Consider the following 26,764-nt stretch of genomic DNA (forward strand, 5'->3'; position numbering starts at 1 on the left):
GGCGGCGGGGGCGGGGGCACGTGGGGGGGCGGGCGGAGCGGGGGGTGCTGCGGCGGGCGCCCCGGGGACCGTGACCCGGAAACCGTTGACGATCGCGTCCGTGGCCTCAGCGGCCGGGACAACCTGGTCGACGCTCGTGGTGACGGACAACGACACCAGATACTTGTCCGGTCCGGCCGTGGCGATGACGTGACGCCGCGAGGTGTTCAGCGTCATGTTGTTCTCGCGGTAGGTCCCCTCGATCAACGCCGACGGCATGCCGCCGAACTCGGCCAGCGACGCGTCGGTGCTGCGCCACGCGGGCAGCTGTTGGCTGTCGATGAAGCCGTGGCCGATCGCCTCTTTGGGGTCGAAGTCGCCGACGAGCTTGTAGACCACGACCTGAGCGTTCGAGGTGTACAACCCGTTACCGCCGACCCGGTCCGCGATCACCGCGAAGGCATCGGGCACGTTCGGGTCGGGGACGTGCTCCCAGCCGCGCGGCATCGGCAACACGATGGTGAGCGCCTTGAAGTCGCGGCTGTTCTGGGGCTCGAGTTTGACCTCCTTGTCGGAGAAGAACTCGGTGAGCGTGCCGGAGGTGGCGGGCATGATCGTCGCGACCGGCGCCGGGGGGACGGGTCGGGCGGCCAGGCCCGGGGCCGCGGCACCGGCCGGTGTCGCCGCGCCCGCCGGAGTCGCCGCGCCCGCCGGAGTCGCTGCGCCGGCTTGGGCCGCCGCGCCGACCGGGGTCCCCGCGGTGGCAGACGTCACACCCGGTGCGGTCACCCCCTGTTGGGTGAGGGGCTGGGCGTTCGGTGTGACCGTGACGGTCTGCGTGACCGTGGGCAACGCGGGCTGGGGTGGCTGCGGAACGAGAGGTTCGGCCGATGCGGTCGTGCCCGCAAAGCCGAGGACGCCGGCGGTGGCGGTGGCCACACTTGCGGCCAATATCCGCCAGCGAGGGGCGATCTCGATCATCTGCGTCGGTCCTTCCGAGCTGCACGGGAAGAGGTCAGGCGCTGACTGTATCGACCCGCGAAGCACGGCGACCAGCGTCGGAATCGACCTGCAACCGTGTTCTGACTTCCCCGCAATGCAACCGAGACCGACCCGTGGCCGAAGCACCGCGAATATCGGTGCTTATACCCTGTTCACGTGACAGACGCGCCGACCACAGACACCCCGCAGCACCGCTACACCGCGGAGCTGGCCGGGCAGATCGAGCGCACCTGGCAGCAGCGGTGGGCCGACGCGGGGACCTTCCACGTGCCGAACCCCGTCGGGTCGCTGGCGCCCGCCGACGGTTCGCCGGTGCCCCCCGACAAGATGTTCGTCCTGGACATGTTCCCGTATCCGTCGGGTGAAGGCCTGCACGTCGGGCACCCGCTCGGTTACATCGCGACCGACGTCTACGCCAGGTACTTCCGGATGACCGGGCATAATGTGTTGCACGCCTTGGGGTTTGACGCGTTCGGTCTGCCTGCCGAGCAGTACGCCATCCAGACCGGGACGCATCCCCGGATTCGCACCGAGGCCAACATCGTCAACTTCAGGCGCCAGCTGGGCCGGCTGGGCTTCGGTCACGACTCGCGCCGCAGCTTCGCGACCACCGACGTCGACTACTACAAGTGGACGCAGTGGATCTTCCTGCAGATCTACAACGCGTGGTTCGACCCGACCGCACAGAAGGCCCGGCCGATCGCGGAGTTGGTCGAGCAGTTCGAGTCGGGTGCGCGCAGCCTCGACGACGGCCGGTCGTGGACGGATCTGTCGAAGGGTGAGCGCGCCGACGTCATCGACTCGTATCGGCTGGTATATCAGTCCGACTCGCTGGTGAACTGGTGTCCGGGGTTGGGCACGGTACTGGCCAACGAGGAGGTCACCTCCGACGGCCGCAGCGAGCGCGGGAACTTCCCGGTGTTCCGTAAACGGTTGCGGCAGTGGATGATGCGGATCACCGCGTACTCCGATCGCCTGCTCGACGACCTCGAACTGCTGGACTGGCCGGAGAAGGTCAAGACCATGCAGCGCAACTGGATCGGCCGGTCGACAGGGGCATCCGTCCTGTTCGGCACTGACGTCGGGGACATCGAGGTGTTCACCACCCGCCCCGACACCCTGTTCGGCGCGACGTACATGGTGCTGGCGCCCGAGCACGAACTGGTCGACAAGGCGGTCGCCGACCAGTGGCCCTCCGGTGTCGACGAGCGATGGACGTACGGCGCCGCGACGCCCGCCGAAGCCGTCGCCGCCTACCGCGCGGCGATCGCGGCCAAGTCGGACCTGGAGCGGCAGGAGAACAGGACCAAGACCGGTGTGTTCGTCGGCGCGTATGCGACGAATCCCGCCAACGGTCAACGCGTGCCGATCTTCATCGCCGACTACGTTCTGCTGGGCTACGGCACCGGAGCCATCATGGCGGTGCCGGGACACGACCCGCGCGACTGGGAATTTGCGAACCAGTTCGGGCTGCCGATCGTGGAAGTCGTTGCCGGCGGCGATGTCTCGCAGGATGCGTACACCGGAGAAGGCGAGATCGTCAACTCCGACTACCTCAACGGGCTGAGCGTGGCCTCGGCGAAGGAGGCCATCACCGCGCGGTTGGCGGCAGAGGGCCGCGCCCGGGAGCGCGTCGAATACAAGCTGCGCGATTGGCTTTTCGCGCGTCAGCGGTACTGGGGCGAGCCGTTCCCGATCGTCTACGACGAGGACGGCCGCGCGCACGCGCTGCCGGAGTCCGCGCTGCCGGTCGAGCTGCCCGACGTACCCGACTACTCGCCGGTGCTGTTCGATCCAGACGACGCCGACAGTGAGCCGTCGCCGCCGCTGGGCAAGGCCACCGACTGGGTGAACGTAGAGCTGGATCTCGGCGACGGGCTCAAGCGCTACACCCGCGACACCAACGTGATGCCGCAGTGGGCCGCCAGCTCCTGGTACGAGCTGCGCTACACCGACCCGCACAACTCAGAGGAGTTGTGCGCCAAGGAGAACGAGGCCTACTGGATGGGGCCGCGGCCCCTCGAACACGGCGCCGACGACCCGGGTGGTGTCGACCTGTACGTCGGCGGCGTCGAGCACGCGGTGCTGCACCTGCTGTACGCGCGGTTCTGGCACAAGGTGCTCTACGACCTCGGCCACGTCAGCTCTTCGGAGCCCTACCGCCGGCTGGTGAACCAGGGCTACATCCAGGCGTTCGCCTACACCGACTCTCGCGGCGCATACGTGCCCGCCGCGGAAGTGGTTGAGCGGCAAGGCAAGTTCTACTTGCCTGGACCCGACGGTGAAGTAGAGGTCTTCCAGGAGTTCGGGAAGATCGGCAAGAGCCTGAAGAACTCGGTGTCACCCGACGAGATCTGCGACAACTACGGTGCGGACACGCTGCGGGTTTACGAGATGTCGATGGGGCCACTGGAGGCGTCGCGGCCGTGGGCCACCAAGGACGTCGTGGGCGCACACCGGTTTCTGCAGCGGGTGTGGCGCCTGGTGGTCGACGAGGAGACCGGCGCCAACCGCGTCGCCGAACACGAGGCGATCGACGAGCCGACGCTGAAGTTGTTGCACCGCACCATCGCCGGAGTGTCCGACGATTACACGAGCCTGCGCAACAACACCGCGGCGGCCAAGCTGATCGAGTACACCAACCACCTGACCAAGGAGGGGGTGACGGCACGCGCGGCGTTGGAGCCGCTGGTGTTGATGGTCGCGCCGCTGGCCCCACATCTGGCCGAGGAGTTGTGGCGTCGGCTGGGTCACGAATCGTCGCTGGCGCAGGGCCCGTTCCCGGTGGCCGACCCGCAGTATCTGGTCGAGGACACCGTCGAGTACCCCGTGCAGGTCAACGGGAAGGTGCGCGGCCGGGTGACGGTCGCCGCGGACGCGGACGCCGATGCGCTGGAAGCCGCCGCGTTGGCCGACGAGAAGGTTCAGGCGTTCATCAACGGCGCAACGCCGAAGAAGGTCATCGTGGTGGCCGGCCGCCTCGTCAACATCGTCGTCTAACGCGCGATTTCGGTGTAGTTGGTCGCGACTGGCGCAACCATTGACACCGAAATAGCGGCACAGGGAACCGGAGGCGCGGTTGTCGCGTCCATCACTAAGTGCTCAACGCTCATCTCCGTCGGCACGATGGTGTGCTGACGCTCAGCCAGGCTCGCCTCATGGGGATGAGCAGGTCCGCCGTTCACAGGCGCGTGCGGTCCGGACAGTGGCGGCAGTGCGCACGCGGCGTCTACTTCGTCGACGACCGGCCATTCAGTGACGCCGCGCGTATACGCGTCGGGGTGTGGAGTTGCGGGGAGACTGCCGTCGCGAGCGGCTTGACAGCTGCGTGGTGGCACAGCCTCGCCCGCTTCGCACCGAATCTCGTTGACGTCACCATGCCTCGCAACGGCAGCGGCCGAGCTCCCGGCGGCGTGAGGTTGCGCCGCCGGAACCTTGCATCCGAGGACATCGTCGAATGCAAGGGGCTACGCGTCACCTCCCGACCATTGACCGTTCTTGAGGCCGCCGTCCGGACACGCGATGGCGCAAAGATCATGGATCGCGCGCTCCAGGCGGATGTAGCGCTGCGGGATCTGTGGCGCGCCCAACTCCGCAACAAGGGCCGCTACGGTTCACCCGCGGCGCGCGTACTTCTGCAGGCGGCGTCGGACGGCGCACGATCGACGGCCGAGCGGCTGCTGCTCAGGCTGCTCCGGGAAGCCGGGATCACCGGGTGGCAAGCGAACTACCCGGTGGGCAAATATCGCGTCGATGTGGGATTCAAGGGCCCGAAGGTCGCCATCGAAGTTGACGGCTTGGCGTTCCATATCGGTTCTGACGAGTTCCATCAGGATCGGGTGCGACAGAACGACATAACCCTTCTGGGGTGGCAGGTGCTGCGCTTCACGTGGCTCGACATCACGGAGTACCCCGACCGCGTGATAGCGCTCATCAAATCGGCGATTTCGGTGTAACTGGTTGCGCCTGCCGCGACAAACTACACTGAAATCACCGAACTATTAGCGGGGGCGGACGATGACCTCGTGCATGTGGGCGTCGGGCGGGGTGTGCACCGCATCGGCGATCACCTTCGCCACACTCTGCGGGCTCAGGAACCGCGACGGGTCGTACTCGCCGCCCTCGTAGGCGACCAGACCCTCCTGCATTTCCGTGGCGATCCGGCCCGGGTGCACCGACGTCACCCGCAGCGACGGCTCATCGGCCCGCAGTGAGTCGGCGAACGACCGCAAGGCGAACTTGCTGGCCGAATACGACGCCAATCCCGGCGACGCGTTGATCCCCGACCCCGAGTTCACGAACAGCACGTGTCCGCCCGCGGCCCGCAACGCCGGCAACAGCGCGAGTGTAAGGGCAACCGCGCCAATGACATTGACCTCCATGGAGGTGCGCCACTCGTCGACGGTGGACTCGGCGACCCGGCCAGGGAACGCCACGCCCGCGTTGTGGATCAGTACGTCGAGCTCGATGATCGGCTCGACCGCGGCCTCGATACCGGAGACGTCAGCCAGGTCGATCGGCCACGTGGTCGCGCCGAACTGCGCGGCGACCTCGTCGAGCGCCGCCGACGGTCGCCCGGCCAGAAACAGTGTGTGACTGTCGGCGAGCGCCGTGGCGATCGCCGTCCCGAGCCCCCGTGAGGCGCCCGTGATCATCGCGGTCGGCATGTCGAAACCCTACCGACCTGCGTTCGGCGGCGAAGCGTCGCATCATGGAACGGATGCCACCCGACCACAGCTTCGCGCCCACCCAGCTCGCGGCCCGCGCCGCGTACCTGCTGCGGGGTAACGACCTGGGCACCATGACCACCGCGGCACCGCTGCTGTACCCGCACATGTGGAGCTGGGACGCGGCGTTCGTGGCGATCGGGCTGGCCCCGCTGAGCGTCGAGCGCGCGGTCGTCGAACTCGACACCCTGCTCTCGGCGCAGTGGACCAACGGGATGATCCCGCACATCGTCTTCGCCAACGGTGTCGACGGCTACTTTCCCGGCCCGGCGCGCTGGGCCACGTCCGCACTGGCCGCGCACGCACCCCGCAACCGGCACACGTCCGGTATCACCCAGCCGCCGGTGCACGCGATCGCCGTGCAGCGCATCCTCGACCACGCCCGCACCCGCGGCCGCTCCACCCGCGCTGTGGCCGAGGCGTTCCTGGACCGCCGCTGGTCCGACCTCGTCAAGTGGCACCGCTGGCTCGCCGAGGCCCGCGACCCGAACGAACACGGCCGCGTCACGCTGTACCACGGCTGGGAGTCGGGTATGGACAACTCCCCGCGCTGGGACAGCGCCTATGCCAACGTGATTCCGGGCAACGTGCCCGAGTACCAGCGCGAGGACAACACGATCGTCACCGACGCGACCCAGCGTCCGTCCGACCTCGAGTACGACCGCTACCTCTGGTTGCTCGAGGAGATGAAGTCGGCCCGCTACGACGACGAATTGCTGCCCAAGGTCATGAGTTTCGCGGTCGAGGATGTGTTCGTCTCAGCCATCCTCGCAGTCGCCTGCGACGTGCTCGCCGAGATCGGCGAGGACTACGGCCGCCCCCGCGCCGACGTCCGCGACCTCTACGCGTGGGGCCAGCGATTCCGTGACGGCGTCATCGACGCCACCGACGAAAGAACCGGCGCAGCACGGGATTTCGACGTGCGAACCGGCAAGTGGGTGGCCACCGAAACGGTCGCGCAGTTCGCCCCGCTGCTGTGCGGCGGTCTGCCCCACGACAAGGAACGCACGCTGGTGAAGCTGCTGGAGGGCCCACGCTTCTGCGCTCACCCCGACCTCAAGTACGCCTGCATTCCGTCCACCTCGCCGGTGTCGCGCGAATTCCGGCCGCGCGAATACTGGCGCGGGCCGGTGTGGCCGGTGATGACGTGGCTGTTCTCGTGGTGCTTCGCGCGCCGCGGCTGGGCCGAACGCGCGCGTCTGCTGCGCCAGGAGGGACTTCGCCAGGCCAGCGACGGGACGTTCGCCGAATACTACGAACCCTTCACCGGCGAGCCACTGGGCAGCATGCAGCAGTCGTGGACGGCGGCCGCGGTCCTGGACTGGCTCGGTTAGCCCGCTACTCGGCCAGCCGCTCGAGCGGGTCGATGGCCTTGGTCAAAGTCTCGATGTCCTCCGGGCTCAACCGTGACAGCAGGCTGGCCAGATGCGCGCGCCGAACCTCGAGGGCCTCTTGGTGCTGGGCGCGACCCTCCGGGGTGATGTCGACGAGCACCGCCCGCAGGTCGGACGGGTCGCGGGAGCGCTTGACGAGGCCCAGCTTCTCCAGTCGGCGGATCGCCACCGTGGTCGTGGGCGTGCGAACACGCTCGTGGGCGGCCAGGTCGGTCATCCGCATCGGGCCCTGCTCCAGCAGCGTGAGCAGGATCGAGAGCTGGGCCAACGTGAGGTCTCCCGCGTCGGTGCGGCTGGTGTCGCTGCGACGCAGCACGGAGAACACGCGGGACAGAACCCGCTGCAGCTCTCCTGACAGCTCCGCGACCTGCGGTTCTACGACTTCCGCCATAATTTCGGCAGTCTAACCTGTCAGGTGATGCCAGGTTGCGTGACGGACGCGTTAGTTCAAAGTCGTCAGAGGCCCGGTTACAGCACCTGCGAGAGGAACCGCTGCAGACGTTCGGTTTCGGCCGCATCGAAGATCTGCTCCGGCGGTCCGGCCTCGACGACCTTGCCGTGATCCATGAACACCACGGCATCCGAGGTCGATCGGGCGAAGCCCATCTCGTGGGTCACCACCACCATGGTCATGCCGTCGGCGCCGAGGTCGGCGATCAGCGCGAGGATGCCCTTGACCAACTCCGGGTCGAGCGCCGAGGTCGCCTCGTCGAAGAACATCACCTGCGGCGCCATCGCCAACGCCCGCGCGATCGCGACCCGCTGCTGCTGCCCGCCGGACAGCGTCGTCGGCCGCACGTCGGCCTTGTTGCGCAGGCCGACGCGCTCCAGGTGCGCCAACCCGAGCTCGCGGGCCTCCTCGGCGCTGAGCCGCTTGAGCTTGCGCGGCGCGAGGGTCACGTTGTCCAGCACGCTGCGGTGCGGGAACAGGTTGAAGTTCTGGAAGACCATCCCGATGCGCTGGCGCAACTGGTCGGGATTGTCGGCGAGCACCGAGCGGCCGTCGAGCAGGATGTCGCCGCGGTCGGGCTCGTAGAGGCGGTTCAGCGTGCGCAGCAGGGTGGACTTGCCCGACCCCGACGGCCCGATCACCGCGGTGGTGCTGCCCGCGGGCACGTCGATGTCCACCCCGCGCAGCACCGGGTTGGGGCCAAACGATAGGTGGATGTCGTTGGCGCTCAACGACACCGGATCGAAACCGGACGTGCGCATCAGATCATCTCCTGAGACGTCGCCATCGGAAGCGGATCCTCCTCGGAGGGCTTTCGCCCTCGTCGCAACCGGTTGTCGATGTAGTTGACCAGATGCGTCAACGGCACGGTCAGCATCAGATAGAAGAAGCCCGCGGCCACCAGCGGTGACAGGTTGCCGGTTTGCGCGTTGAGGTCGCGCCCGACCTGGAACAGCTCACGTTGGTCGGCCACCAGCCCGAGGAAGTAGACCAGCGACGAGGCCTTCAGCAGCGAGATGAACTGGTTCATCAGCGCGGGCAGCACCCGTCGCACGCCCTGGGGTATCACGACCAGCTGCATCGATGCGGTGTACGAGAAGCCGAGTGCGCGTGAGGCTTCCATCTGGCCGGGCTCGACGCTCTGGATGCCGGAACGGAAGATCTCGCCGACGTAGGCCGCGGCCATCAGGCCCAGCGCGGCGATGCCCAGCGGGAAGGGGTTGTTGCCGGTCAGCCCGCCCACGATGGGCCCCACCCCGAGGCCGATCAACAAGATGATGACCACCTCGGGCAGGCCACGGAAGATGTCGGTGTACACCCGCGCCGGCCACCGCAGCCAGCGGTGCCGCGAGATCCCCGCGACCGCGAGCAGCATCCCCAGCACCAGGCCGATGACGGCTGCGCTGACGGTCAGGATCAACGTATTCGGCAGACCGGTTTTCAACAGGTCGGGAATCGCCTGCCGGTACAGATCCCAGTTCAGAAATGAGTTCTTGAGTTGCGACAAAGTCGATTTCGGCGCCGCGGGCCCGGTCGAAGTCTGTTGGTTCTCGCCGGCGATCGCGTTGAAGTCTGGCAGTTGCGGCGGCGGAGCCGCCTTCGACCCCGGCTTCCAGCCGGGCGGCAGCGCCCGCGGAACCCACTCCGTGTACAGCTGCGCCCACGTGCCGTCGGCGATCACGGCGTCCAGCCCGGAGTTCAACGCATCGATGAGCGGGCGGTTTTCGGTGGCCACCGCCCATGCGATGTAATTGTCCAAACTGAAGGTGTTTTCGATGATCTCGGCTGGATCGCCGGGCTGCACCGTCCCCGACGCCTGCTGAGACGGGGCGACCCAGGCGTCGATCTGCCGGGTCTTCAGGCTGGCGTAGACGGTGTTGTAGTCGGGGTACTTGACCGGCTGCAGGCCCAGGGTGTCGACGACGTAGGACTCCTGTACGGTGCCCTGCACCACGCCGATGCGCTGTCCGGGCGCCAGTTTGTCGAAACCGGTGATCGGCGACCCGGTGGGTACGACGAGCGAAAAGTAGCCGAAGTCATAGCCGTTGGTGAAACCGACCGTGCGGCGGCGCTCCTCGGTCGTGGTGATCGACGAGGACCCGACATCGAAGCGTCGCGCCGCCACCTGCGCCAGCAGCCCGGAGAACTCGGTGCCGACGAAGTTGATCCGCAGACCCAGCTTGTCGGCGATCGCGCGCAGCACCTCGTTGTCGAATCCGGTGAACTGACCGGCCGAGTTGATGCAGATGCTCGGTGGCGCGTCCGACAAGGTGCCGACAGTCAGCGTGCCCGGCTGGATCAGACCCAACGCGTTCACGTCCACCGCCGCGAGCGGCACCACGGATGGCGTGGTGTACCGGTCCTCGTCGGGCCCGGTCGCCGCCGCGGCGAGGTTGGTAGGAAGGGCGCTGGCACTCTCGACGCCCGGAGGTGCGCACTGGTCGACGTTGGCGTGCGCGGGCCCGGCCACACCGACGCCGGTCATGAGCATCGCGACGAGCGCCACCACGAAGATCTTGCCGAACCGCGCGAACGTGGTCATCTGTGCAACGTATCGGTCTGGGCCGCACGTTCGCCGGGTTGGGATCGATCAGAACGTCACCGGCGAGGCGCCCGCCCCGCGCAGCACACCCCGTCGGATCAGTTCGGTGACCATGATGCGACCCATCGCCTCGCTGCGGGTGACGCACGCGTTGCGGGCGGCCTCCTCGTCGCCGCCGCGGATCGCGGCGGTCTCGTCCTCGTAGAACGGCAGCATCTCGTCGTGATCGCTCAGATATGTCACCCAGAACGCCCGGGGTGTAAAGGCTTGGACCGACCGGATGAGCGCCGTCAGCCGGGGGCCGGCGTACGCGTCGGTGATCACGGTGCGGTACTGCCATGCGGCGTCGTAGAAGGCGCGTGAGTCGCGGGTGCCGCGCAGCGTATCGGTCAGCGCGCCCAGCCGGTCGAGAACGCCGGGATCCGGTTCGGCGGCGGCGCGCGCCGACGCCATGCCGGTCAGGAACCCGTGCAGCTCATGGTGCTCACGCACGAACGCCTCGTCGAAGCGTTCGACGAAGGCACCGCGGTGGTACCGGGTGGACAAGATGCCGTCGTGTTCCATCTGCACGACGGCCTCTTGAATCGGCACGCGCGACAAACCGAGGTCTTGTGCGATCTCGTTGCGGTCGATCCGATCACCCGACCGGAGCTTGCCGGTCAGGACCAGGTTCACGACGTGCGCGACCACAAGGTCTTTTTCCTTGACCCCATACTTTTTGGGCATGGCGGCGACAGTCTCTCACGCACCACGCCCCGCCGGGAGGGGTTACGCCGGTTCAGCCGCCTTCGTTTCGACGACGGTCGCGCCACCGGACCAGCGCCTCGGCTTCTGACAGGTCGTAGTCGGGTCCGTTGACCCCGACGGTCAGCATCGTGACGCCGAGGTCGGCGAGCGCGTCGGCCTCGCCGATCAGGGCCTCGGCGGTCTTGCCCGATACGCCGGCCGACCGCTCGATGGCCTTCGGATCGCGGCCCACGTCGGCGCAGTGGCCCGCCAAAACCTCGGCCTTGCGCGGATATTCGCCGCTGTCGGAGAAGCTGTGCCAGATGTTGCCGTACTCGGCGACCAGACGCAGCGTCTTCTTCTCACCACCGCCGCCGATCAGGACGGGGATGTCGCGGGTGGGCTGCGGATTGAGCTTGGAAAGACGCGACGTGATGCGCGGCATCGCCTCGGCGAGGTCGTCGAGCCGGCTGCCTGCGGTGCCGAACTCGTAGCCGTACTCGTCGTAATCCTTCTGCTTCCAACCTGAACCGATGCCCAGGATCAGGCGACCGTCGCTGATGTGGTCGACGGTGCGCGCCATGTCTGCCAGCAGCTCGGGGTTGCGGTACGAGTTGCAGGTCACCAGCGCACCGATCTCGATGCGCGACGTTTGCTCGGCCCAGGCGCCCAGCATGGTCCAGCATTCGTAGTGGGCGCCGTCGGGATCGCCGTAGAGCGGGAAGAAGTGGTCCCAGTTGAACGCGACGTCGACACCGAGGTCCTCGCAGCGTCGGACCGCGTCGCGGATATGGCTGTACTTCGGGGAGTGCTGCGGCTGCAGTTGCACGCCGACACGGATCGGATAGCTCACGCTTCAACCGTACGCAGCGTCAGTCTCCCGACCGCCAAACCCCGCGAGCGACCGTGTCCGCCCGCCGACACACCGCCGATCCGCGAACAATTGCGGTCGCTCGCGCCGCGCCGGGCTACTCGGCCAGAACCGCCCGCAGGATTTCGATCAACTTGCCCGGCTGATCGCTCTGCACCGAGTGTCCGGAATCCTCGACGATCTGTACATCCTTGAATCCCGGTGCACGACGGGCGAACTCGGCGGCATCGTCGTCGTTGACGAAGAACGAGTTGGCGCCGCGCACCAACGTCGTCGTCACCTCCAGCCGCGGGACGTCGTCCCACAGCCCTTCGAAGCCCTCACCCTTGCGCATCTCGTCGTAGCGCCAGGTCCAGGTGCCGTCGTCGAGCCGCTTGGCGTTGTGGAACACGCCGCGCCGCAACGATTCCCGGTCGCGGTGCGGCGCCGCAGCGACCGTCTTGTCCAGCATCGCCTCGAACGAGGGGAAGATGCGGTCGCCCTGCACCAGAGCGACGGTGCCCTTCTGCGCCTCGGTCATCTGGGTGTGTCGCTCGGGCGCCGACGGCGTCACATCGACCAGCACCAGCCTGCGCACCAGGTCGGGCGCCGCGACGGCCAGACGCAACGCCGTCAGGCCGCCCAGCGACATCCCCACCACCAGTGAAGCGTCGGAAGCCACTGAGCGGACGACGGGTTCGATCGCGACGGCGTTGTTCTTCGGGCCGTAGTCACCATCCTCGCGCCATGCCGACCGGCCGTGCCCGGGCAGGTCGATGGCCAGCGCCGGCTCGCCCAGCCCGACGATCACGGTGTCCCAGGTGTGCGCGTTCTGTCCGCCGCCGTGCAGGAAGACCACCCGCGGCGAGGCGTCGCCGAACTTCAGGGAGCTGATCGGCCCGGCGTCGATACGCTTCACCGGCGGCACCGCCTCGACACCGGCCTGGCGCGCGTTTTCCCGCAGGAAGGTGAACTCGTCGAGCGCAGCCAGTTCGTCGTCAGGCGAGATGTCGGTCATCAGGTGACCCTACAAAACGCCGAAACCGACGTAGTGGCGGTCCGCACTCGCACAAATCCGCCAAAACGTCGGTTTCGGTATCGACGAAAGAGCCTCAGCCCTCGATGAAGGTTTCGAGCTGCGCCCGGGCCACATCGTCGGGCAGCTGCTTGGGCGGGCTCTTCATCAGGTAGGCCGAGGCCGCCTCGACGGGGCCGCCGATTCCGCGATCGAGCGCGATCTTCGCCGCGCGAACGGCGTCGATGATGACACCGGCCGAGTTCGGCGAATCCCACACCTCGAGCTTGTACTCCAGGTTCAGCGGCACGTCACCGAACGCGCGGCCCTCGAGCCGCACGTAGGCCCACTTGCGGTCGTCGAGCCAGCCGACGTGATCGGACGGGCCGATGTGCACGTCCTTGGTCTTGAACTCACGCTGCAGGTTGGAGGTGACGGCCTGAGTCTTGGAGATCTTCTTCGACTCCAGCCGCTCGCGCTCGAGCATGTTGAGGAAGTCCATGTTGCCGCCGACGTTGAGCTGCATGGTGCGGTCGAGCTGCACGCCGCGGTCCTCGAACAGCTTGGCCATCACGCGGTGGGTGATCGTCGCACCGATCTGGCTCTTGATGTCGTCGCCGACGATCGGGACACCGGCGTCGGCGAACTTCTTGGCCCACTCCGGGTCGGAGGCGATGAACACCGGCAGCGCGTTGACGAACGCCACGCCGGCGTCGATCGCGCACTGGGCATAGAACTTGTCGGCCTCGTCCGAGCCGACCGGAAGGTAGGACACCAGGACGTCGACCTCGGCGTCCTTGAGCGCCTTGACGACGTCGACGGGGTCGGAGTCGGAGACCTCGATGGTGTCGGCGTAGTACTTGCCGATGCCGTCGAGCGTCGGGCCGCGCTGCACGGTGACGTTCAGCGGCGGCACGTCGGCGATCTTGATGGTGTTGTTCTCTGACGCGAAGATCGCCTCGGACAGGTCGAAGCCGACCTTCTTGGCGTCGACGTCGAAGGCGGCGACGAACTTGACGTCGCGCACGTGGTAGGGGCCGAGGCGCACATGCATCAGGCCGGGCACGGTCGCCGTCTCGTCGGCATCGTGGTAGTACTGCACGCCCTGTACGAGCGAGGACGCGCAGTTGCCCACGCCGACAATCGCGACCCGCACCTCTCCGTTGGATGACATGACGTCTCTTCCCTTCGTAATCCCTGTCGTAGTTGGTTCGGTTCTGCCTAGGGCTGCACAGTGTTGTCTGAGCGCCCCTGGCTCAGACGTTCCGCCGCTATCAGCTCGTTGAGCCACTTCACCTCGCGCTCGCTCGACTCCAACCCCAACTGATGAAGCTGCCGGGTGTACCTGTCGATTGAGCTGCTGGCCCGCGCAACGGCTTCACGCAGACCCTCGCGGCGTTCCTCCACCTGACGACGACGCCCCTCCAGGATCCGCATCCGGGCCTCGGCCGGGGTGCGGTTGAAGAAGGCGAGATGGACACCGAATCCGTCGTCGGAGAAGTTCTGTGGGCCCGTATCGGCCACCAGTTCGGAGAAGCGCTGCTTGCCCTTCTCGGTGAGCTGATAGACGCGTCGCGCCCGGCGCATCTTCGGGGTGCCGTCCGGCGCTGCATCCTCGACGATCAGCCCGTCGTTCTGCATGCGCCGCAAGGCGGGATAAAGCGATCCGTACGAAAATGCGCGGAAGGCGCCAAGCAACCCCGTCAATCTCTTGCGAAGTTCGTAGCCGTGCATCGGCGATTCCAGCAGGAGTCCCAGGATGGCGAGTTCCAACACTGAAGACACCCCCTTTGCTGGTCCGTTACGGCGGTTCGACACCTCGCACCATAGTATCGCGCCGATATATTCGGCGCGAACGTCGGGTAACCGTCGCGCGAACGCTGCGGGCCTCAGCCGGGGTAGTTGACCTGCTTGACCGTGCCGTCACCGGCCAGCTCGATGTAGCCGCTGCCGTAGTCGCTGGACACGTAGACGTCGATCGACAGCGCACCTGGGGTCGTCGGGTCGGTGGCCGGATCGATGGACAGATAGGTGCTCGTGACGTCCTCGGGTTTCATGCCGAGCGTCTCCGGGGCGCCGCGCAGAACGCCGACGACCGCCTTGGCGTCGAACTTGCCCAGGTCGACCTCGACGGCATCGCTGGACTTCGAGGACGACGAGGGATCGTCCCAACCGCCGCGGTAGGTGTAGATCAGCTCGCGGCGCTCCTCGTTCGGATCCGGCCGGGTCAACGACGCGTAGTCCGGATAGACGATGAGCCGGTAGCCGTTGGTATCGCCGAACCGCTGCTTCATCTGTTCGAGCAGACCCGTCAGCCCGCCGAGCGAGTGCAATTGCTTGGGCGGGGTCAGCACCACCGGGGTGATGCCGTCGGACTTCGCACCCGGGTCGGAGGTGAAGTTCAGCGGCGACGGGGTGTTGCCGTAGAGACCCCATCCGATCGCGATGCCGAGCACCACCAGCACACCGGCCACCGCGAGACGCAGACCCCAGCCGCTGCCGGCCATGGGCAGTGCCCGCGGCTTTTTCAGCGTGGGCAGTTGCACCGGTGCGTTGTTGGTCTGAAGGTCGGCCACCAACGCCTGCAGCTCGCCGAGCGTGGTCGCGGTCGTCGCCGCCTTGACTCGCTCGCCGTGCTCGGTCATCGACAGCTGGCCCTCGGCCATGGCGCTGTCGAGAATCTGGCACGTGTCGTTGCGGTCGCTGTCTTTGGCCCGCGTCGCCGATGTCTGCCGGGTTGCCACGCCGATGATCGTAGAAGCAAAAGTCAGCGGATGAGTCCCTGTGAAGTCATCACGGCCAGCAGCGATCCGTCCGAGCCGCGCAGCGAACCGTAGGCCGAGACACCTCCGCTGGCGACCGAACCCCGCGCCTCGAGCAGCCGCCATGCCGTGGACGGCACCAGGTGCGCCCCGGGCTGCCACACCAGGCTGAGGTCCAGACTCAGCAGCCAGGCGTCGACGAATCCGCTGACCTTGCCCGGCGCATCGAAGAGGTGTGCGTCCGCGTGCAGGACGTCGGCGATCTGCGGATGGGTGAGCGGGTCACCGGGCGAATCGCTGTCGGCGCTCACCCACAGCGCCACCTCCGGCCGACGGTCCGCGAAGCGGGTCAGGCTGGCCGGGTAGTCCAGGCCTCGGCGATGGGCGAACCGCAGCGACCGGTACTCCTCGCCGATCCAGTCCAGCCGGGGAGCGGACTCCGGTTCGGGCAGCGGGACGGCGTAACGCTCGAAGGGGACGGGTGCATCGACCGACGGTGGTCCGAGCCAACCGTCGGCGAACCAGCTGTTCGCGATGAGAATGGTGCGCTCCCGCTGGCGGATGGTGGCCTCGACGGCCGCGGCGGTACGTCCGCCGCGGATGCTGCGGACGTCGATCTCGAGCGGGCCGGGCGCTCCGGCGTCGACGAAGGTCACCGACAGCGACGCCGCCGCCGGCCGACCGCTGTGCGCGAACATCGCGGCCAGCGCCAGTGCGGAGGTATAGCCGCCGAAGGCCCGACCGTCGAAGCACCACTGTTCGCCGAGGTCGCGGGTGAATCGGCTCGAGCCTTCACCGGAGGGCCCACCGTCGAGGGCGAAGTCGCGCCCGTCCAACATCGAGTCTCCTCAAGTTCGCCGCACACGGCCGATTGCTGTTGCCGTCGGTCCAGATCAAACACCTTAGAGAGGGGCGTGACCGTGCCGTCACGCTCCGGTAGTCGCATCGCCGACGTACTCTGGTCCTCGTGCGATTGCAGCGACAGGTGGTGGACTACGCACTTCGGCGACGGTCCCTGCTGGCCGAGGTCTATTCGGGACGCACCGGCGTCTCCGAGGTCTGCGACGCCAATCCCTATCTGCTGCGCGCCGCCAAATTCCACGGCAAGCCCAGTTCGGTGACGTGTCCGATCTGCCGGAAAGAACAGCTCACCCTGGTGTCGTGGGTATTCGGCGACCATCTTGGCCCGGTATCGGGTTCCGCACGAACGGCCGAGGAGTTGGTCCTGCTGGCGTCCCGATACGACGAGTTCTCCGTACACGTGGTGGAGGTATGCCGCACCTGCAGCTGGAATCACCTGGTCAAGTCGTACGTGCTCGGTGCGGTCCCACCACCCAAGGGAAAGCCCGGCACTCGAACCGCGCGCTCACGGGCGCGCACGGCCAGTGAATAGCGAAGGGCGCCACGACCGGTCAGTCAACGATGTCCGTTCAGGACACGGGGCTGATGGCGTGAGCGCGCCCAAACCCAACACCGGCGACGGCGGCCGACGCCGGCCTCCCGGGGATGCACCGCAACAGCGCCCCACCGCCGACGCACCACCGCGCCGCCCGTCCCCCGACGGACCTCAACACCGACCGCCGGCGGATTCCAGGACACGGCCGATGCCGCCCGACGACCGGCACACCTCGGTGCTGCCGCCGGTGCGCGAGGCGCGTCCTCCGCATCTGCGCGACCCCGTCGACGTCGTCAAGGCGGCGCTGGACGGCACTCCGACGCGTAAACCCCCGACGCCGCCACCACCGCCGCCCCGACCGCCGGGCGGGGGCGGGCCTCCGAGCGGCCCGTCGGGTCCGCGGCGCGGGCTGCCCAGCCAGATCAACTGGACGTGGGTGCGTCGCGGCGGCCTCATCGCGGCGGCGGTGTTCATCGTGTTGCCGCTCATCACGTTCGGAATGGCTTACATGATCGTCGACGTCCCCAAACCCGGGGACATCCGCACCAACCAGGTGTCGACGATCCTGGCCAGCGACGGTAGCGAGCTCGCGAAAATCGTTCCGCCTGAAGGCAACCGTGTCGACGTCAACATCGACCAAATCCCGGTGCAGGCGCGCAACGCGGTGATGGCCGCCGAGGATCGCGACTTCTACTCGAATCCGGGCTTCTCGTTCACCGGTTTCGCGCGCGCCATCAAGAACAACCTGTTCGGCGGCGACTTGCAGGGCGGCTCGACGATCACCCAGCAGTACGTCAAGAACGCGCTGGTCGGCTCCGAGCGCTCCGGCGTCGGGGGCTTGATCCGAAAAGCCAAGGAGCTGGTCATCTCGACGAAGATGTCCGGCGAGTGGTCCAAAGACCAAGTGCTGCAGTCGTACCTGAACATCATCTACTTCGGTCGCGGGTCCTACGGCATAGCCGCTGCCTCCAAGGCGTACTTCAACAAACCGGTCGAACAGCTCAACGTCGCCGAGGGCGCGCTGCTGGCCGCGCTGATCCAGCGGCCGTCGGCGCTCGACCCGGCGGTTAACCCCGAGGGCGCCACGGCGCGCTGGAACTGGGTGCTCGACGGCATGGTCGAGATCGGCGCCCTGTCCCCCGAGGAGCGGGCGGCGCAGGTGTTCCCGGCGACGGTCCCGCCCGACCTGGCGCGCTCGCAGAACCAGACCACGGGGCCCAACGGCCTGATCGAACGGCAGGTGCAGAAGGAACTGCTCGAGCTCTTCGACATCAACGAGCAGACGTTGAACACCGAAGGCCTGCAGATCACCACGACCATCGACCCGAACGCGCAGCGGGCGGCGGAGGAGGCCGCTTCGGAGTACCTCGAGGGCCAGGACCCCGACATGCGCACCGCGATCGTGTCGATAGACCCCCGCACCGGTGGGGTGAAGGCCTACTACGGCGGCACCGACGCCAACGGTTTCGACTTCGCCCAGGCCGGTCTGCCGACGGGGTCGTCGTTCAAGGTGTTCGCGTTGGTCGCGGCGCTGCAGCAGGGCATGGGCCTGGGCACCCAGGTCGACAGCTCGCCGCTGGAAGTCAACGGCATCAAGATCACCAATGTCGAGGGCGGCGGCTGCGGCACGTGCAACATCGCCGAGGCGCTGAAGCGTTCACTGAACACCAGCTACTACCGGCTCATGCTGAAGCTGAAGAACGGTCCGCAGGACGTCGCCGACGCCGCGCACCAGGCCGGCATCGCCGAGAGCTTCCCCGGCGTCGAGCACACCCTGTCCGAGGACGGGCAGGGCGGTCCGCCGAACAACGGAATCGTGCTGGGCCAGTACCAGTCCCGCGTGATCGACATGGCGTCGGCGTACGCCACGCTGGCCGCCTCCGGCGTGTACCACAAACCGCATTTCGTGCAGAAGGTCGTCAACTCCGAGGGCGAGGTGCTGTTCGACGCGTCGCAGCAGGACAACTCGGGTGAGCAGAGGATCGAAAAGAAGGTCGCCGACAACGTGACCTCGGCGATGCAGCCGATCGCGGCCTACTCCAACGGTCATGCGCTGGCCGGCGGTCGCCCGTCGGCGGCCAAGACGGGCACCAACCAGCTGGGCGACACCGACAGCAACCGCGACGCGTGGATGGTCGGCTATACGCCGTCGCTGTCCACCGCGGTGTGGGTCGGCACCACAGACGGCACCAAGCCGCTGGAAAACAAGTGGGGCTCACCGGTTTACGGCTCGGGTCTGCCGTCGGACATCTGGAAGGCGACGATGGACGGCGCGCTGGAGGATACCGAGAACGAGTCGTTCCCCAAGCCCGAGGAGATCGGCGGCTATGCCGGTGTTCCGCAGGCGCCGCCGCCGCCGTCGACGACGGCTCCCTCGACGGAGGTCACTCCGCCGTCGCAGACCGTCATCCAGCCGACGATCGAAGTGGCGCCCGGCATCACGATTCCGTGGGGTCCGCCGACGACGGTCCCGGTGGCTCCGCCGCCGGGCGGCACCGTACCCGGGGCCCCGGTACCGGGTGGTCCCGCCCCCGGCGTCCCAGCGCCTGCACCCGTCGGAGCGCCGCCGCCCGCACCCGTTGGAGCACCCCCGGCGCCAGGCGCGCCGCTACCGCCTCCGTGACCGAAGCGGGGGGCGAGGAAACCGGCGAGCCGTCGACGACCTCGCCGCACATCGTGTCGCCTGCGCGGCTGGCCGAAGTGGTATCGCCGGCTCCGCCGGCCGAAGTGGTATCGCCGGCTCCGCCGGCGGCCGACACCAGAAGCTTCGACGAGCGCGATCTCCCGAGCCGCACGGACGTCATCGGCGCCGCGCTCTCCGATGTCGTCGGCGGGCCGGTCGGCAGGCATGCGCTGATCGGCAGGCAGCGGTTCCTGACCCCGCTGCGCGTCATGCTGATCATCGCGCTGGTGTTCTTGGCGCTCGGCTATTCGACCAAGGCCGCGTGCCTGCAGACCACCGGCACGGGAACCGCCGATCAGCGGGTGGCCGACTGGAGCAACCAACGGGCCTACTTCCAACTCTGTTACTCCGACACGGTCCCGCTGTACACCGCCGAACTGCTGAACCTCGGCAAGTTCCCGTACAAGTCGAGCTGGATCGAGAAGGACGCCACCGGCCAGCCGCACATCCAGTACGACGGCAACGTCGCGGTGCGCTACATGGAGTATCCGGTGCTGACCGGCATCTACCAGTACGTGGCGATGTCGTTGGCCAAGACCTACACAGCGCTGACGAAGCTGGTGTCGGTGCCGGTGATCGCCGAGGTGGTGATGTTCTTCAACATCGCTGCGCTGGGGCTGGCGTTGGCGTGGCTGGCCACGGTGTGGGCGACGTCGCGCTTGGCCGGCCCGCGGCGGGTCTGGGACGCGGCGTTGGTGGCTGCCTCGCCGCTGGTGCTCTTCCAGATCTTCACGAATTTCGACGCGCTGGCAACGGCTTTCGCGACGGGTGCGCTGCTCGCGTGGGCGCGACGAAAACCGGTGCTGGCCGGCGCGCTGATCGGTCTTGGTGTGGCGGCGAAGTTGTATCCGCTCTTGCTGTTGGCGCCGCTGGCGGTGCTGGCGGTGCGAACCGGCAAGCTGCGGGAGGTTGGCAAGACGGCCGCGGCGGCGGTGGCGGCATGGCTGGTGGTGAACCTGCCGATCATGGTGCTCTTCCCGCGGGGATGGTCGGAGTTCTTCCGGCTCAACACCCGTCGCGGCGACGACATGGACTCGATCTACAACGTCATCAAGTCGTTCACCGGCTGGCGCGGGTTCGACCCCGATCTGGGTTTCTGGGAACCACCGACGGTGACCAACACCGTCTCGGCGCTGCTGTTCGTGTCCTGTTGTATCGCAATCGGGTACATCGCTCTGACGGCGAGGCGGCGCCCGCGGGTGGCGCAGATCGCGTTCCTGGTCGTCGCGGCGTTCCTGTTGACCAACAAGGTATGGAGCCCGCAGTTCTCCCTATGGCTGGTGCCGCTGGCGGTGTTGGCGTTGCCGCACCGGCGGATCCTGTTGGCGTGGATGACGATCGACGCGCTGGTGTGGGTGCCACGGATGTTGTACCTCTACGGCGAGGCAAAAATGGGGTTGCCGGAACAGCCGTTCACCATCACCGTACTGCTGCGCGATATCGCCGTGATGGCGTTGTGCGCGTTGGTGATTCGCCAGATCTATCGCCCCGAACTCGACCTGGTCCGGGCTCGCGGAGTGGTCGACGACCCGGCGGGCGGGGTGTTCGACCGGGCTCCGGACGCGCCGCCTCGGTGGCTGCCCGACTGGTTGCGGCCCGACGCGTCGAGGCTGCGTACAGAGCGGGATTCGGTGGAGGAGCGCGACCTGGATGCGGTCTCGAGGTAGTCGCCGCCTCGGTGCCGCCTCGATTGTGAACCTACCTGCGCTAGAGGCTGCTGAAGCGCAGCTGGTTGCACATTCGGCGAAGTGGTCAGGAGGGCAACTCCGGCGCCAGGTCACACCCGCGCAGGACGATTTCGCAGATCAGCGCGGTTTCCTGTAGCCTGGGCCGGTTGCCGACGCAGGCGACCCTCCTGCCGCGGATAGTCCGCGGCCGATCAGACCGTAGGAGGTGATGAGGTCTTCATGCGTCCATACGAAATCATGGTCATTCTCGACCCCACCCTTGACGAGCGCACCGTAGCTCCGTCGCTGGAAACGTTCCTCAACGTCATCCGCAAGGACGGCGGCAGTGTCGACAAGGTCGATATCTGGGGCCGGCGCCGGCTGGCATACGAGATCGCCAAGCACGCCGAGGGCATCTACGCCGTCATCGATGTGAAGGCCGAGCCCGCCACCGTGACCGAGCTGGACCGTCAGCTCAACCTGAACGAGTCCGTGCTGCGGACCAAGGTCATGCGGACGGACAAGCACTAGTCCCGAAGAACAGGCTGTCAGCGTCGGAGTGCTTCCGTAGGCTCGCCTGCGACCGCTCCGAGACTTACACCGCCAATCCCAGGAGGCATCGTGGCTGGTGACACCATCATCACCGTCGTCGGAAACCTGACCGCCGATCCCGAACTGCGCTTCACGCCGTCGGGTGCGGCCGTCGCCAACTTCACCGTGGCGTCGACGCCGCGCATCTACGACCGCCAGAGCGGGGAGTGGAAGGACGGCGAGGCGCTGTTCCTGCGCTGCAACATCTGGCGTGAGGCCGCCGAGAACGTGGCCGAAAGCCTCACTCGCGGTTCGCGGGTGATCGTGCAGGGCCGGCTCAAGCAGCGTTCGTTCGAGACCCGCGAGGGTGAGAAGCGCACCGTGGTCGAGCTCGAGGTCGATGAGATCGGTCCCTCACTGCGGTACGCGACCGCCAAGGTCAACAAAGCCAGCCGCAGTGGCGGCGGTGGCGGCGGCTTCGGCGGCGGAGGCGGCGGGGGTTCGCGCCCAGCCGAGCAGCCGAAGGACGACCCGTGGGGCAGCGCCCCGGCGTCGGGTTCGTTCTCCGGTGCCGACGACGAGCCACCCTTCTGATCCACAACTGATCACCAAAGAAGCAAGAAAGAGATAGACACATGGCCAAGGCCACCAAGCGTCGGCCGGCTCCCGAGAAGCCGGTCAAGACCCGCAAGTGCGTGTTCTGCTCCAAGAAGGGGCAGGACATCGATTACAAGGACACCGCGCTGCTGCGCACGTACATCAGCGAGCGCGGCAAGATCCGCGCCCGCCGCGTCACCGGCAATTGCGTTCAGCACCAGCGTGACATCGCGATCGCCGTGAAGAACGCGCGCGAGGTTGCGCTGCTGCCGTTCACCTCGTCGACGCGATAGGCAGGACAACAAAGATGAAACTGATTCTCACCGCCGACGTCGAACACCTCGGCGTCCAGGGCGACATCGTCGAGGTCAAGGACGGCTACGGCCGTAACTATCTGGTGCCCCGCCGGCTGGCGGTCGTGGCGTCGCGCGGCGCCGAGCGCCAGGCCGAAGAGATTCGTCGGGCCCGCGAGCAGAAGGCCATTCAGGGCCGCGAGCACGCCGTCGAGCTGAAGGCAGCGATCGAGAACCTCGGTCCGGTGCAGCTGCAGGTGAAGGCGGCACCCGACAGTGGCAAGCTGTTCGGCTCGGTGACGACGGCCGATGTGGTCGCCGCTATCAAGAACGCCGGCGGCCCCAATCTGGACAAGCGCACCGTCCAGTTGCCCAAGGCGCACATCAAGACGACCGGCACGCATCCGATCGCGGTTCGGCTCCATCCGGAGATCGCAGCGACGGTTTCGCTGGAAGTCGTCGCCGGGCAGTAACCGCAGCGTCAAATACGGCCGGGTGAAGACGGGATCGATCTTCACCCGGCCGTTGCTGTGCGCGCTGGCGAACTTCGCGCGGCGGATAGCCGTAGCGAAGATAACCCGCTGTTAACCTTGGCGGTGCCTGGCGGCAATACAACACGCCCGAGTTGGCAACCCGGGACGACACGCCGAGGCATTTCCCATCCACAAGATCGCACTCGGCTTATGGTGCGGCTATCTGCGCAGATGCAATGAGCGAAGTGGTTGATTAACAGGTTCTCCCCAACGACTCAACATGGTTGTCCAGACCTATCCACACCCCATCCACAGGTCTATGAACAGGGCCGGGTTGCGCCCCCGCCAGCAACGTCTAGCGTAAGCCGTCGGCGGGGCGGATCCGGGGCCGTTAAGGCGGCTTGTCGGATGTCTGGCTTACAGTCGCGATTAGCGGGTATCGAACCTACGTTCGATAGTGAATAGAGGGGGTGACGCGCTTTTGGCCGTCGTGGACGACCTGGGCCATCCAGGCATGGATTCGTCGCCGCCGAGCGAGGATTTCGGGCGTCAGCCTCCTCAGGACCAGGCGGCCGAGCAGGCCGTCTTGGGCGGGATGCTGCTGAGCAAGGATGCCATCGCCGACGTGCTCGAGAAGCTGCGCCCGGGTGACTTCTACCGTCCTGCGCACCAGAACGTCTACGACGCGATCCTCGACCTGTATGGCCGCGGCGAGCCCGCCGACGCCGTCACCGTCGCCGCTGAGCTGGACCGGCGCGGGCTGCTGCGCCGCATCGGCGGAGCGCCGTATCTGCACACGCTGATCTCGACGGTGCCCACGGCGGCGAATGCGGGGTTCTATGCGGGCATCGTCGCGGAGAAGGCGCTGCTGCGGCGTCTGGTCGAGGCGGGCACGCGAGTCGTGCAGTACGGCTACGCGGGCGCGGAAGGCGCCGACGTCAACGAGATCGTGGATCGGGCGCAGTCGGAGATCTACGACGTCACCGAGCGGCGCACGGCCGAGGACTTCGTTCCACTCGAGGAACTGCTGCAGCCGACGATGGACGAGATCGATGCGATCGCGTCGCAGGGCGGCATAGCGCGAGGTGTCCCGACGGGCTTCGTCGAACTCGACGAGGTGACCAACGGCCTGCACCCAGGTCAGATGATCATCATCGCGGCGCGCCCCGGCGTCGGGAAGGCGCTGGCGCTCGATACGCCGCTGCCGACGCCGTCGGGCTGGACGACGATGGGTGACGTCGCGGTGGGGGACTACTTGCTCGGCGCAGACGGCGAGGCGACGCGGGTGGTGGCGGCTACCGAGGTGATGCTCGGGCGTCCTTGCTACGCGGTGGAATTCGCCGACGGCACCACGCTGGTCGCGGATGCGTTTCATCAGTGGCCCACGGACCGCGGTGTGCAGATCACCACGGCGTTGCGTCCGGGGGTCGACGTCATCAGTGCGGCCAGGGCTCCGGTGTTCGCTGCGGCGGGTGGTCGGCGACCGGCGGCGTGGGGAATCGAGGCGGTGCGCCGGGTGCCCAGTGTGCCGGTGCGGTGTGTGGAGGTGGCCAACTCCGAGCACCTGTACCTGGCGGGCCGGGAGATGGTGCCGACACACAACTCGACGCTCGGTTTGGATTTCATGCGGTCGTGCTCGATCAAGCACCAGATGCCGAGCGTTATCTTCTCGCTGGAGATGAGCAAGTCCGAGATCGTGATGCGGCTGCTGTCGGCCGAGGCAAAGATCAAGCTGGCCGATATGCGCTCGGGCCGGATGAGCGACGACGACTGGACGCGGCTGGCGCGGCGGATGAGCGAAATCAGCGAAGCGCCTTTGTTTATCGACGACTCGCCGAACCTGACAATGATGGAGATCCGGGCTAAGGCCCGTCGGCTGAGTCAGAAGGCCGGCCTGCGGTTGATCGTCGTCGACTACATGCAGCTGATGACGTCGGGCAAGAAGTACGAGTCGCGGCAGCAGGAAGTCTCCGACTTCTCGCGAAGCCTCAAGCTGATGGCCAAGGAACTTGACGTACCGGTGGTCGCGATCAGCCAGTTGAACCGCGGACCGGAACAGCGCACCGACAAGAAGCCGATGGTGTCTGACCTGCGCGAGTCCGGCTGTCTCACGGCGAATACGCGAATCCTGCGCGCCGACACAGGTGCCGAGGTGACATTCGGTGAGCTGATGCGCACGGGGGAGCGGCCACTGGTGTGGTCGATGGACGAGCGCAAGCGCATGGTCGCGCGGCCGATGACAAACGTGTTCTACAGCGGGCACAAGGAAGTGTTCAAGGTGCGGTTGGCGTCGGGCCGTGAGGTCGAGGCGACGGCGAACCATCCGTTCATGACGCTCGACGGGTGGGTACCGTTGGGCGAGTTGATGGTTGGCGCGCCGGTTGCGGCTCCGCGGCGAGTGCCCGAACCGGTTCAGACGCAGCGCATGGAGGGGTCGGAGATCATCCTGCTGGCGCACATGGTTGGCGATGGTTCATGTGTGAAGCGCCAGCCGATTCGGAACGCGAGCATTGACGAGTGGAACCTTCACGCCGTTGCTGAGGCGGCCACACACTTCGGAGTCACGGGGATTCGTGACGACTATCCAGCGGCTCGTGTGACGACACTGCGGTTGCCGGCGCCGTACCGGTTGGCGCGCGGGAAGCGAAACCCGATCGCAGCGTGGCTGGATAAGATTGGCCTGTTCGGTAAGCGCAGCTACGACAAGTTCGTGCCGGCAGAGGTTTTCGCGCTGCCAAATGATCAGATCGCGTTGTTCCTGCGGCATCTGTGGGCGACGGACGGCTCGGTATCTTGGGATGCGAAGGTCGGCCAAGGACGTGTCTACTACGCGTCGGCGAGCCGGCGTCTCATCGACGACGTCAACGGGCTGTTGGCCCGGCTGGGAGTGTTTGGCCGAATCAAGCCTGTGCGCAAAGCCGGCTATCGCGATTGCTGGCATCTGTACATCTACGGCGCGGAGAACCAACTGCGGTTCCTCCGACATGTCGGGGTCAACGGCGAGAAGGCGATCGCTGTGCGCGAAGTGATCGGCATGCTGGAGAGCAAGGTGCGCAACACGGATCTCGATACGGTGCCGAAGGAAGTGTGGACGAACGTGCGCCCAGCGCTCGGCGCCAACCAGATGACGCACCGGCAGTTTGCTGCGGCAATGGGTACGAAGTTCTGCGGATCGACGATGTGGAAGCACGCACCGAGCAGGCCCCGATTGCACCGTGCCGCAGCATTACTAGAAGACCGTGAGATTCACGATCTCGCAACCAATGATGTGTTCTGGGATGAGATCGTTGAGATTATGAGTATCGGCGAGCATGACGTGTACGACGGAACAGTAAGCGGCACACACAATTTCGTCGCGAACTTAGTCAGTCTACATAACTCGCTCGAACAAGATGCGGACATGGTTATACTTCTGCACCGCCCTGATGCATTCGAGCGAGACGATCCGCGGGGCGGCGAAGCAGACCTGATTCTCGGTAAGCACCGGAATGGTCCGACGAAGACGATTACCGTTGCGCACCAGCTGCATTTGAGTCGCTTCGCGAACATGGCCAAGCAATAACCAAAGGCGGCGGCACGGCTGCCCTCCCCCCGTTGGCGGCGGCAATAATTTTGTAGGCTCTCACGCCGCGCTTCCAAATCTCACCGCCGATTTCAATCGGACATCAATTTGAAG

At 66.8% G+C, this 26,764-nt stretch carries 23 protein-coding genes; 11 read left to right on the forward strand and 12 right to left on the reverse strand.

Going from position 1 to position 26,764, the window contains the following annotated elements:
• Positions 1-960, reverse strand: a 960-nt coding sequence (locus A5790_RS10360) for an LpqN/LpqT family lipoprotein (protein WP_066843281.1), incomplete at its 3' end; no start/stop codon positions are given.
• A gap of 177 nt (positions 961-1,137) precedes the next feature.
• On the opposite strand from A5790_RS10360, the gene leuS reads away from it, so the two are divergent.
• Both leuS and A5790_RS10370 read left to right on the forward strand, forming a co-directional pair.
• A complete protein-coding gene (gene leuS, locus A5790_RS10365) occupies positions 1,138-3,981 on the forward strand; it encodes a leucine--tRNA ligase (RefSeq protein WP_066843283.1) in 2,844 nt (947 codons plus the stop codon).
• A gap of 98 nt (positions 3,982-4,079) precedes the next feature.
• The gene (locus A5790_RS10370; RefSeq protein WP_066843285.1) at positions 4,080-4,937 is read left to right on the forward strand and encodes a type IV toxin-antitoxin system AbiEi family antitoxin domain-containing protein; all 858 of its coding nucleotides are present in this window, start codon (positions 4,080-4,082) and stop codon (positions 4,935-4,937) included.
• Between the two features lie 45 nt (positions 4,938-4,982).
• On the opposite strand, the gene A5790_RS10375 is transcribed toward A5790_RS10370, so the two are convergent.
• Positions 4,983-5,648, reverse strand: a complete 666-nt coding sequence (locus A5790_RS10375) for an SDR family oxidoreductase (protein ID WP_066843287.1) — start codon at positions 5,646-5,648, stop codon at positions 4,983-4,985.
• Between the two features lie 53 nt (positions 5,649-5,701).
• On the opposite strand from A5790_RS10375, the gene A5790_RS10380 reads away from it, so the two are divergent.
• A complete protein-coding gene (locus A5790_RS10380) occupies positions 5,702-7,042 on the forward strand; it encodes an amylo-alpha-1,6-glucosidase (protein ID WP_066843387.1) in 1,341 nt (446 codons plus the stop codon).
• Positions 7,043-7,046: 4 nt separating this feature from the next.
• Here the strand turns inward: A5790_RS10380 and A5790_RS10385 are convergent, their stop codons facing one another.
• The 10 genes from A5790_RS10385 to A5790_RS10430 form a co-directional block, all read right to left on the reverse strand.
• Entirely contained in the window at positions 7,047-7,493 is a 447-nt protein-coding gene (locus tag A5790_RS10385) for a MarR family winged helix-turn-helix transcriptional regulator (RefSeq protein ID WP_066843289.1), read from the reverse strand.
• 77 nt (positions 7,494-7,570) lie between these two features.
• Complete coding sequence (locus tag A5790_RS10390; protein WP_066843291.1) at positions 7,571-8,314, reverse strand: amino acid ABC transporter ATP-binding protein; 744 nt, start codon at positions 8,312-8,314, stop codon at positions 7,571-7,573.
• Entirely contained in the window at positions 8,314-10,044 is a 1,731-nt protein-coding gene (locus tag A5790_RS10395; RefSeq protein WP_156656358.1) for an ABC transporter substrate-binding protein/permease, read from the reverse strand. Before A5790_RS10395 ends, A5790_RS10390 begins: the two co-directional genes overlap by 1 nt.
• Before the next feature lie 99 nt (positions 10,045-10,143).
• Positions 10,144-10,821, reverse strand: a complete 678-nt coding sequence (locus A5790_RS10400) for a GntR family transcriptional regulator (protein ID WP_066843295.1) — start codon at positions 10,819-10,821, stop codon at positions 10,144-10,146.
• A 52-nt stretch (positions 10,822-10,873) separates the two neighbouring features.
• Complete coding sequence (locus A5790_RS10405) at positions 10,874-11,674, reverse strand: LLM class F420-dependent oxidoreductase (RefSeq protein WP_066843297.1); 801 nt, start codon at positions 11,672-11,674, stop codon at positions 10,874-10,876.
• Between the two features lie 115 nt (positions 11,675-11,789).
• Entirely contained in the window at positions 11,790-12,689 is a 900-nt protein-coding gene (locus A5790_RS10410; protein ID WP_066843300.1) for an alpha/beta fold hydrolase, read from the reverse strand.
• A gap of 94 nt (positions 12,690-12,783) precedes the next feature.
• Complete coding sequence (locus A5790_RS10415; protein ID WP_064395143.1) at positions 12,784-13,860, reverse strand: inositol-3-phosphate synthase; 1,077 nt, start codon at positions 13,858-13,860, stop codon at positions 12,784-12,786.
• A gap of 47 nt (positions 13,861-13,907) precedes the next feature.
• The gene (locus A5790_RS10420) at positions 13,908-14,462 is read right to left on the reverse strand and encodes a PadR family transcriptional regulator (protein ID WP_064346166.1); all 555 of its coding nucleotides are present in this window, start codon (positions 14,460-14,462) and stop codon (positions 13,908-13,910) included.
• A 113-nt stretch (positions 14,463-14,575) separates the two neighbouring features.
• On the reverse strand, positions 14,576-15,430 hold the full coding sequence (locus tag A5790_RS10425; RefSeq protein WP_066843301.1) for a DUF1707 domain-containing protein: 855 nt from the start codon (positions 15,428-15,430) through the stop codon (positions 14,576-14,578).
• A 23-nt stretch (positions 15,431-15,453) separates the two neighbouring features.
• Positions 15,454-16,287, reverse strand: a complete 834-nt coding sequence (locus A5790_RS10430; RefSeq protein WP_066843303.1) for a thioesterase family protein — start codon at positions 16,285-16,287, stop codon at positions 15,454-15,456.
• A 128-nt stretch (positions 16,288-16,415) separates the two neighbouring features.
• On the opposite strand from A5790_RS10430, the gene A5790_RS10435 reads away from it, so the two are divergent.
• The 8 genes from A5790_RS10435 (at position 16,416) to A5790_RS10470 (ending at position 26,650) form a co-directional block, all read left to right on the forward strand.
• Positions 16,416-16,841, forward strand: coding sequence for a DUF5318 domain-containing protein (locus A5790_RS10435; RefSeq protein WP_064346105.1), 426 nt, complete (start codon positions 16,416-16,418; stop codon positions 16,839-16,841).
• Positions 16,842-17,052: 211 nt separating this feature from the next.
• On the forward strand, positions 17,053-19,467 hold the full coding sequence (locus tag A5790_RS10440) for a transglycosylase domain-containing protein (protein ID WP_066843305.1): 2,415 nt from the start codon (positions 17,053-17,055) through the stop codon (positions 19,465-19,467).
• 77 nt (positions 19,468-19,544) lie between these two features.
• A complete protein-coding gene (locus A5790_RS10445) occupies positions 19,545-21,194 on the forward strand; it encodes a glycosyltransferase family 87 protein (RefSeq protein WP_082961671.1) in 1,650 nt (549 codons plus the stop codon).
• A gap of 240 nt (positions 21,195-21,434) precedes the next feature.
• A complete protein-coding gene (gene rpsF, locus A5790_RS10450) occupies positions 21,435-21,725 on the forward strand; it encodes a 30S ribosomal protein S6 (RefSeq protein ID WP_064395157.1) in 291 nt (96 codons plus the stop codon).
• A 90-nt stretch (positions 21,726-21,815) separates the two neighbouring features.
• Positions 21,816-22,319, forward strand: a complete 504-nt coding sequence (locus A5790_RS10455) for a single-stranded DNA-binding protein (protein WP_064346102.1) — start codon at positions 21,816-21,818, stop codon at positions 22,317-22,319.
• A gap of 41 nt (positions 22,320-22,360) precedes the next feature.
• Complete coding sequence (gene rpsR / locus A5790_RS10460; RefSeq protein ID WP_064395138.1) at positions 22,361-22,615, forward strand: 30S ribosomal protein S18; 255 nt, start codon at positions 22,361-22,363, stop codon at positions 22,613-22,615.
• Positions 22,616-22,629: 14 nt separating this feature from the next.
• Positions 22,630-23,088: a 50S ribosomal protein L9 gene (rplI, locus tag A5790_RS10465; RefSeq protein ID WP_066843307.1), complete on the forward strand. Its 459-nt coding sequence runs from the start codon at positions 22,630-22,632 to the stop codon at positions 23,086-23,088.
• 481 nt (positions 23,089-23,569) lie between these two features.
• Positions 23,570-26,650, forward strand: a complete 3,081-nt coding sequence (locus A5790_RS10470) for a replicative DNA helicase (RefSeq protein ID WP_197696764.1) — start codon at positions 23,570-23,572, stop codon at positions 26,648-26,650.
• Positions 26,651-26,764: the final 114 nt, after the last annotated feature.

The sequence above is a fragment of the Mycobacterium sp. 852002-51152_SCH6134967 genome (genome assembly GCF_001667105.1).
GTDB classification, from domain to species: Bacteria; Actinomycetota; Actinomycetes; order Mycobacteriales; family Mycobacteriaceae; genus Mycobacterium; species Mycobacterium neumannii_A.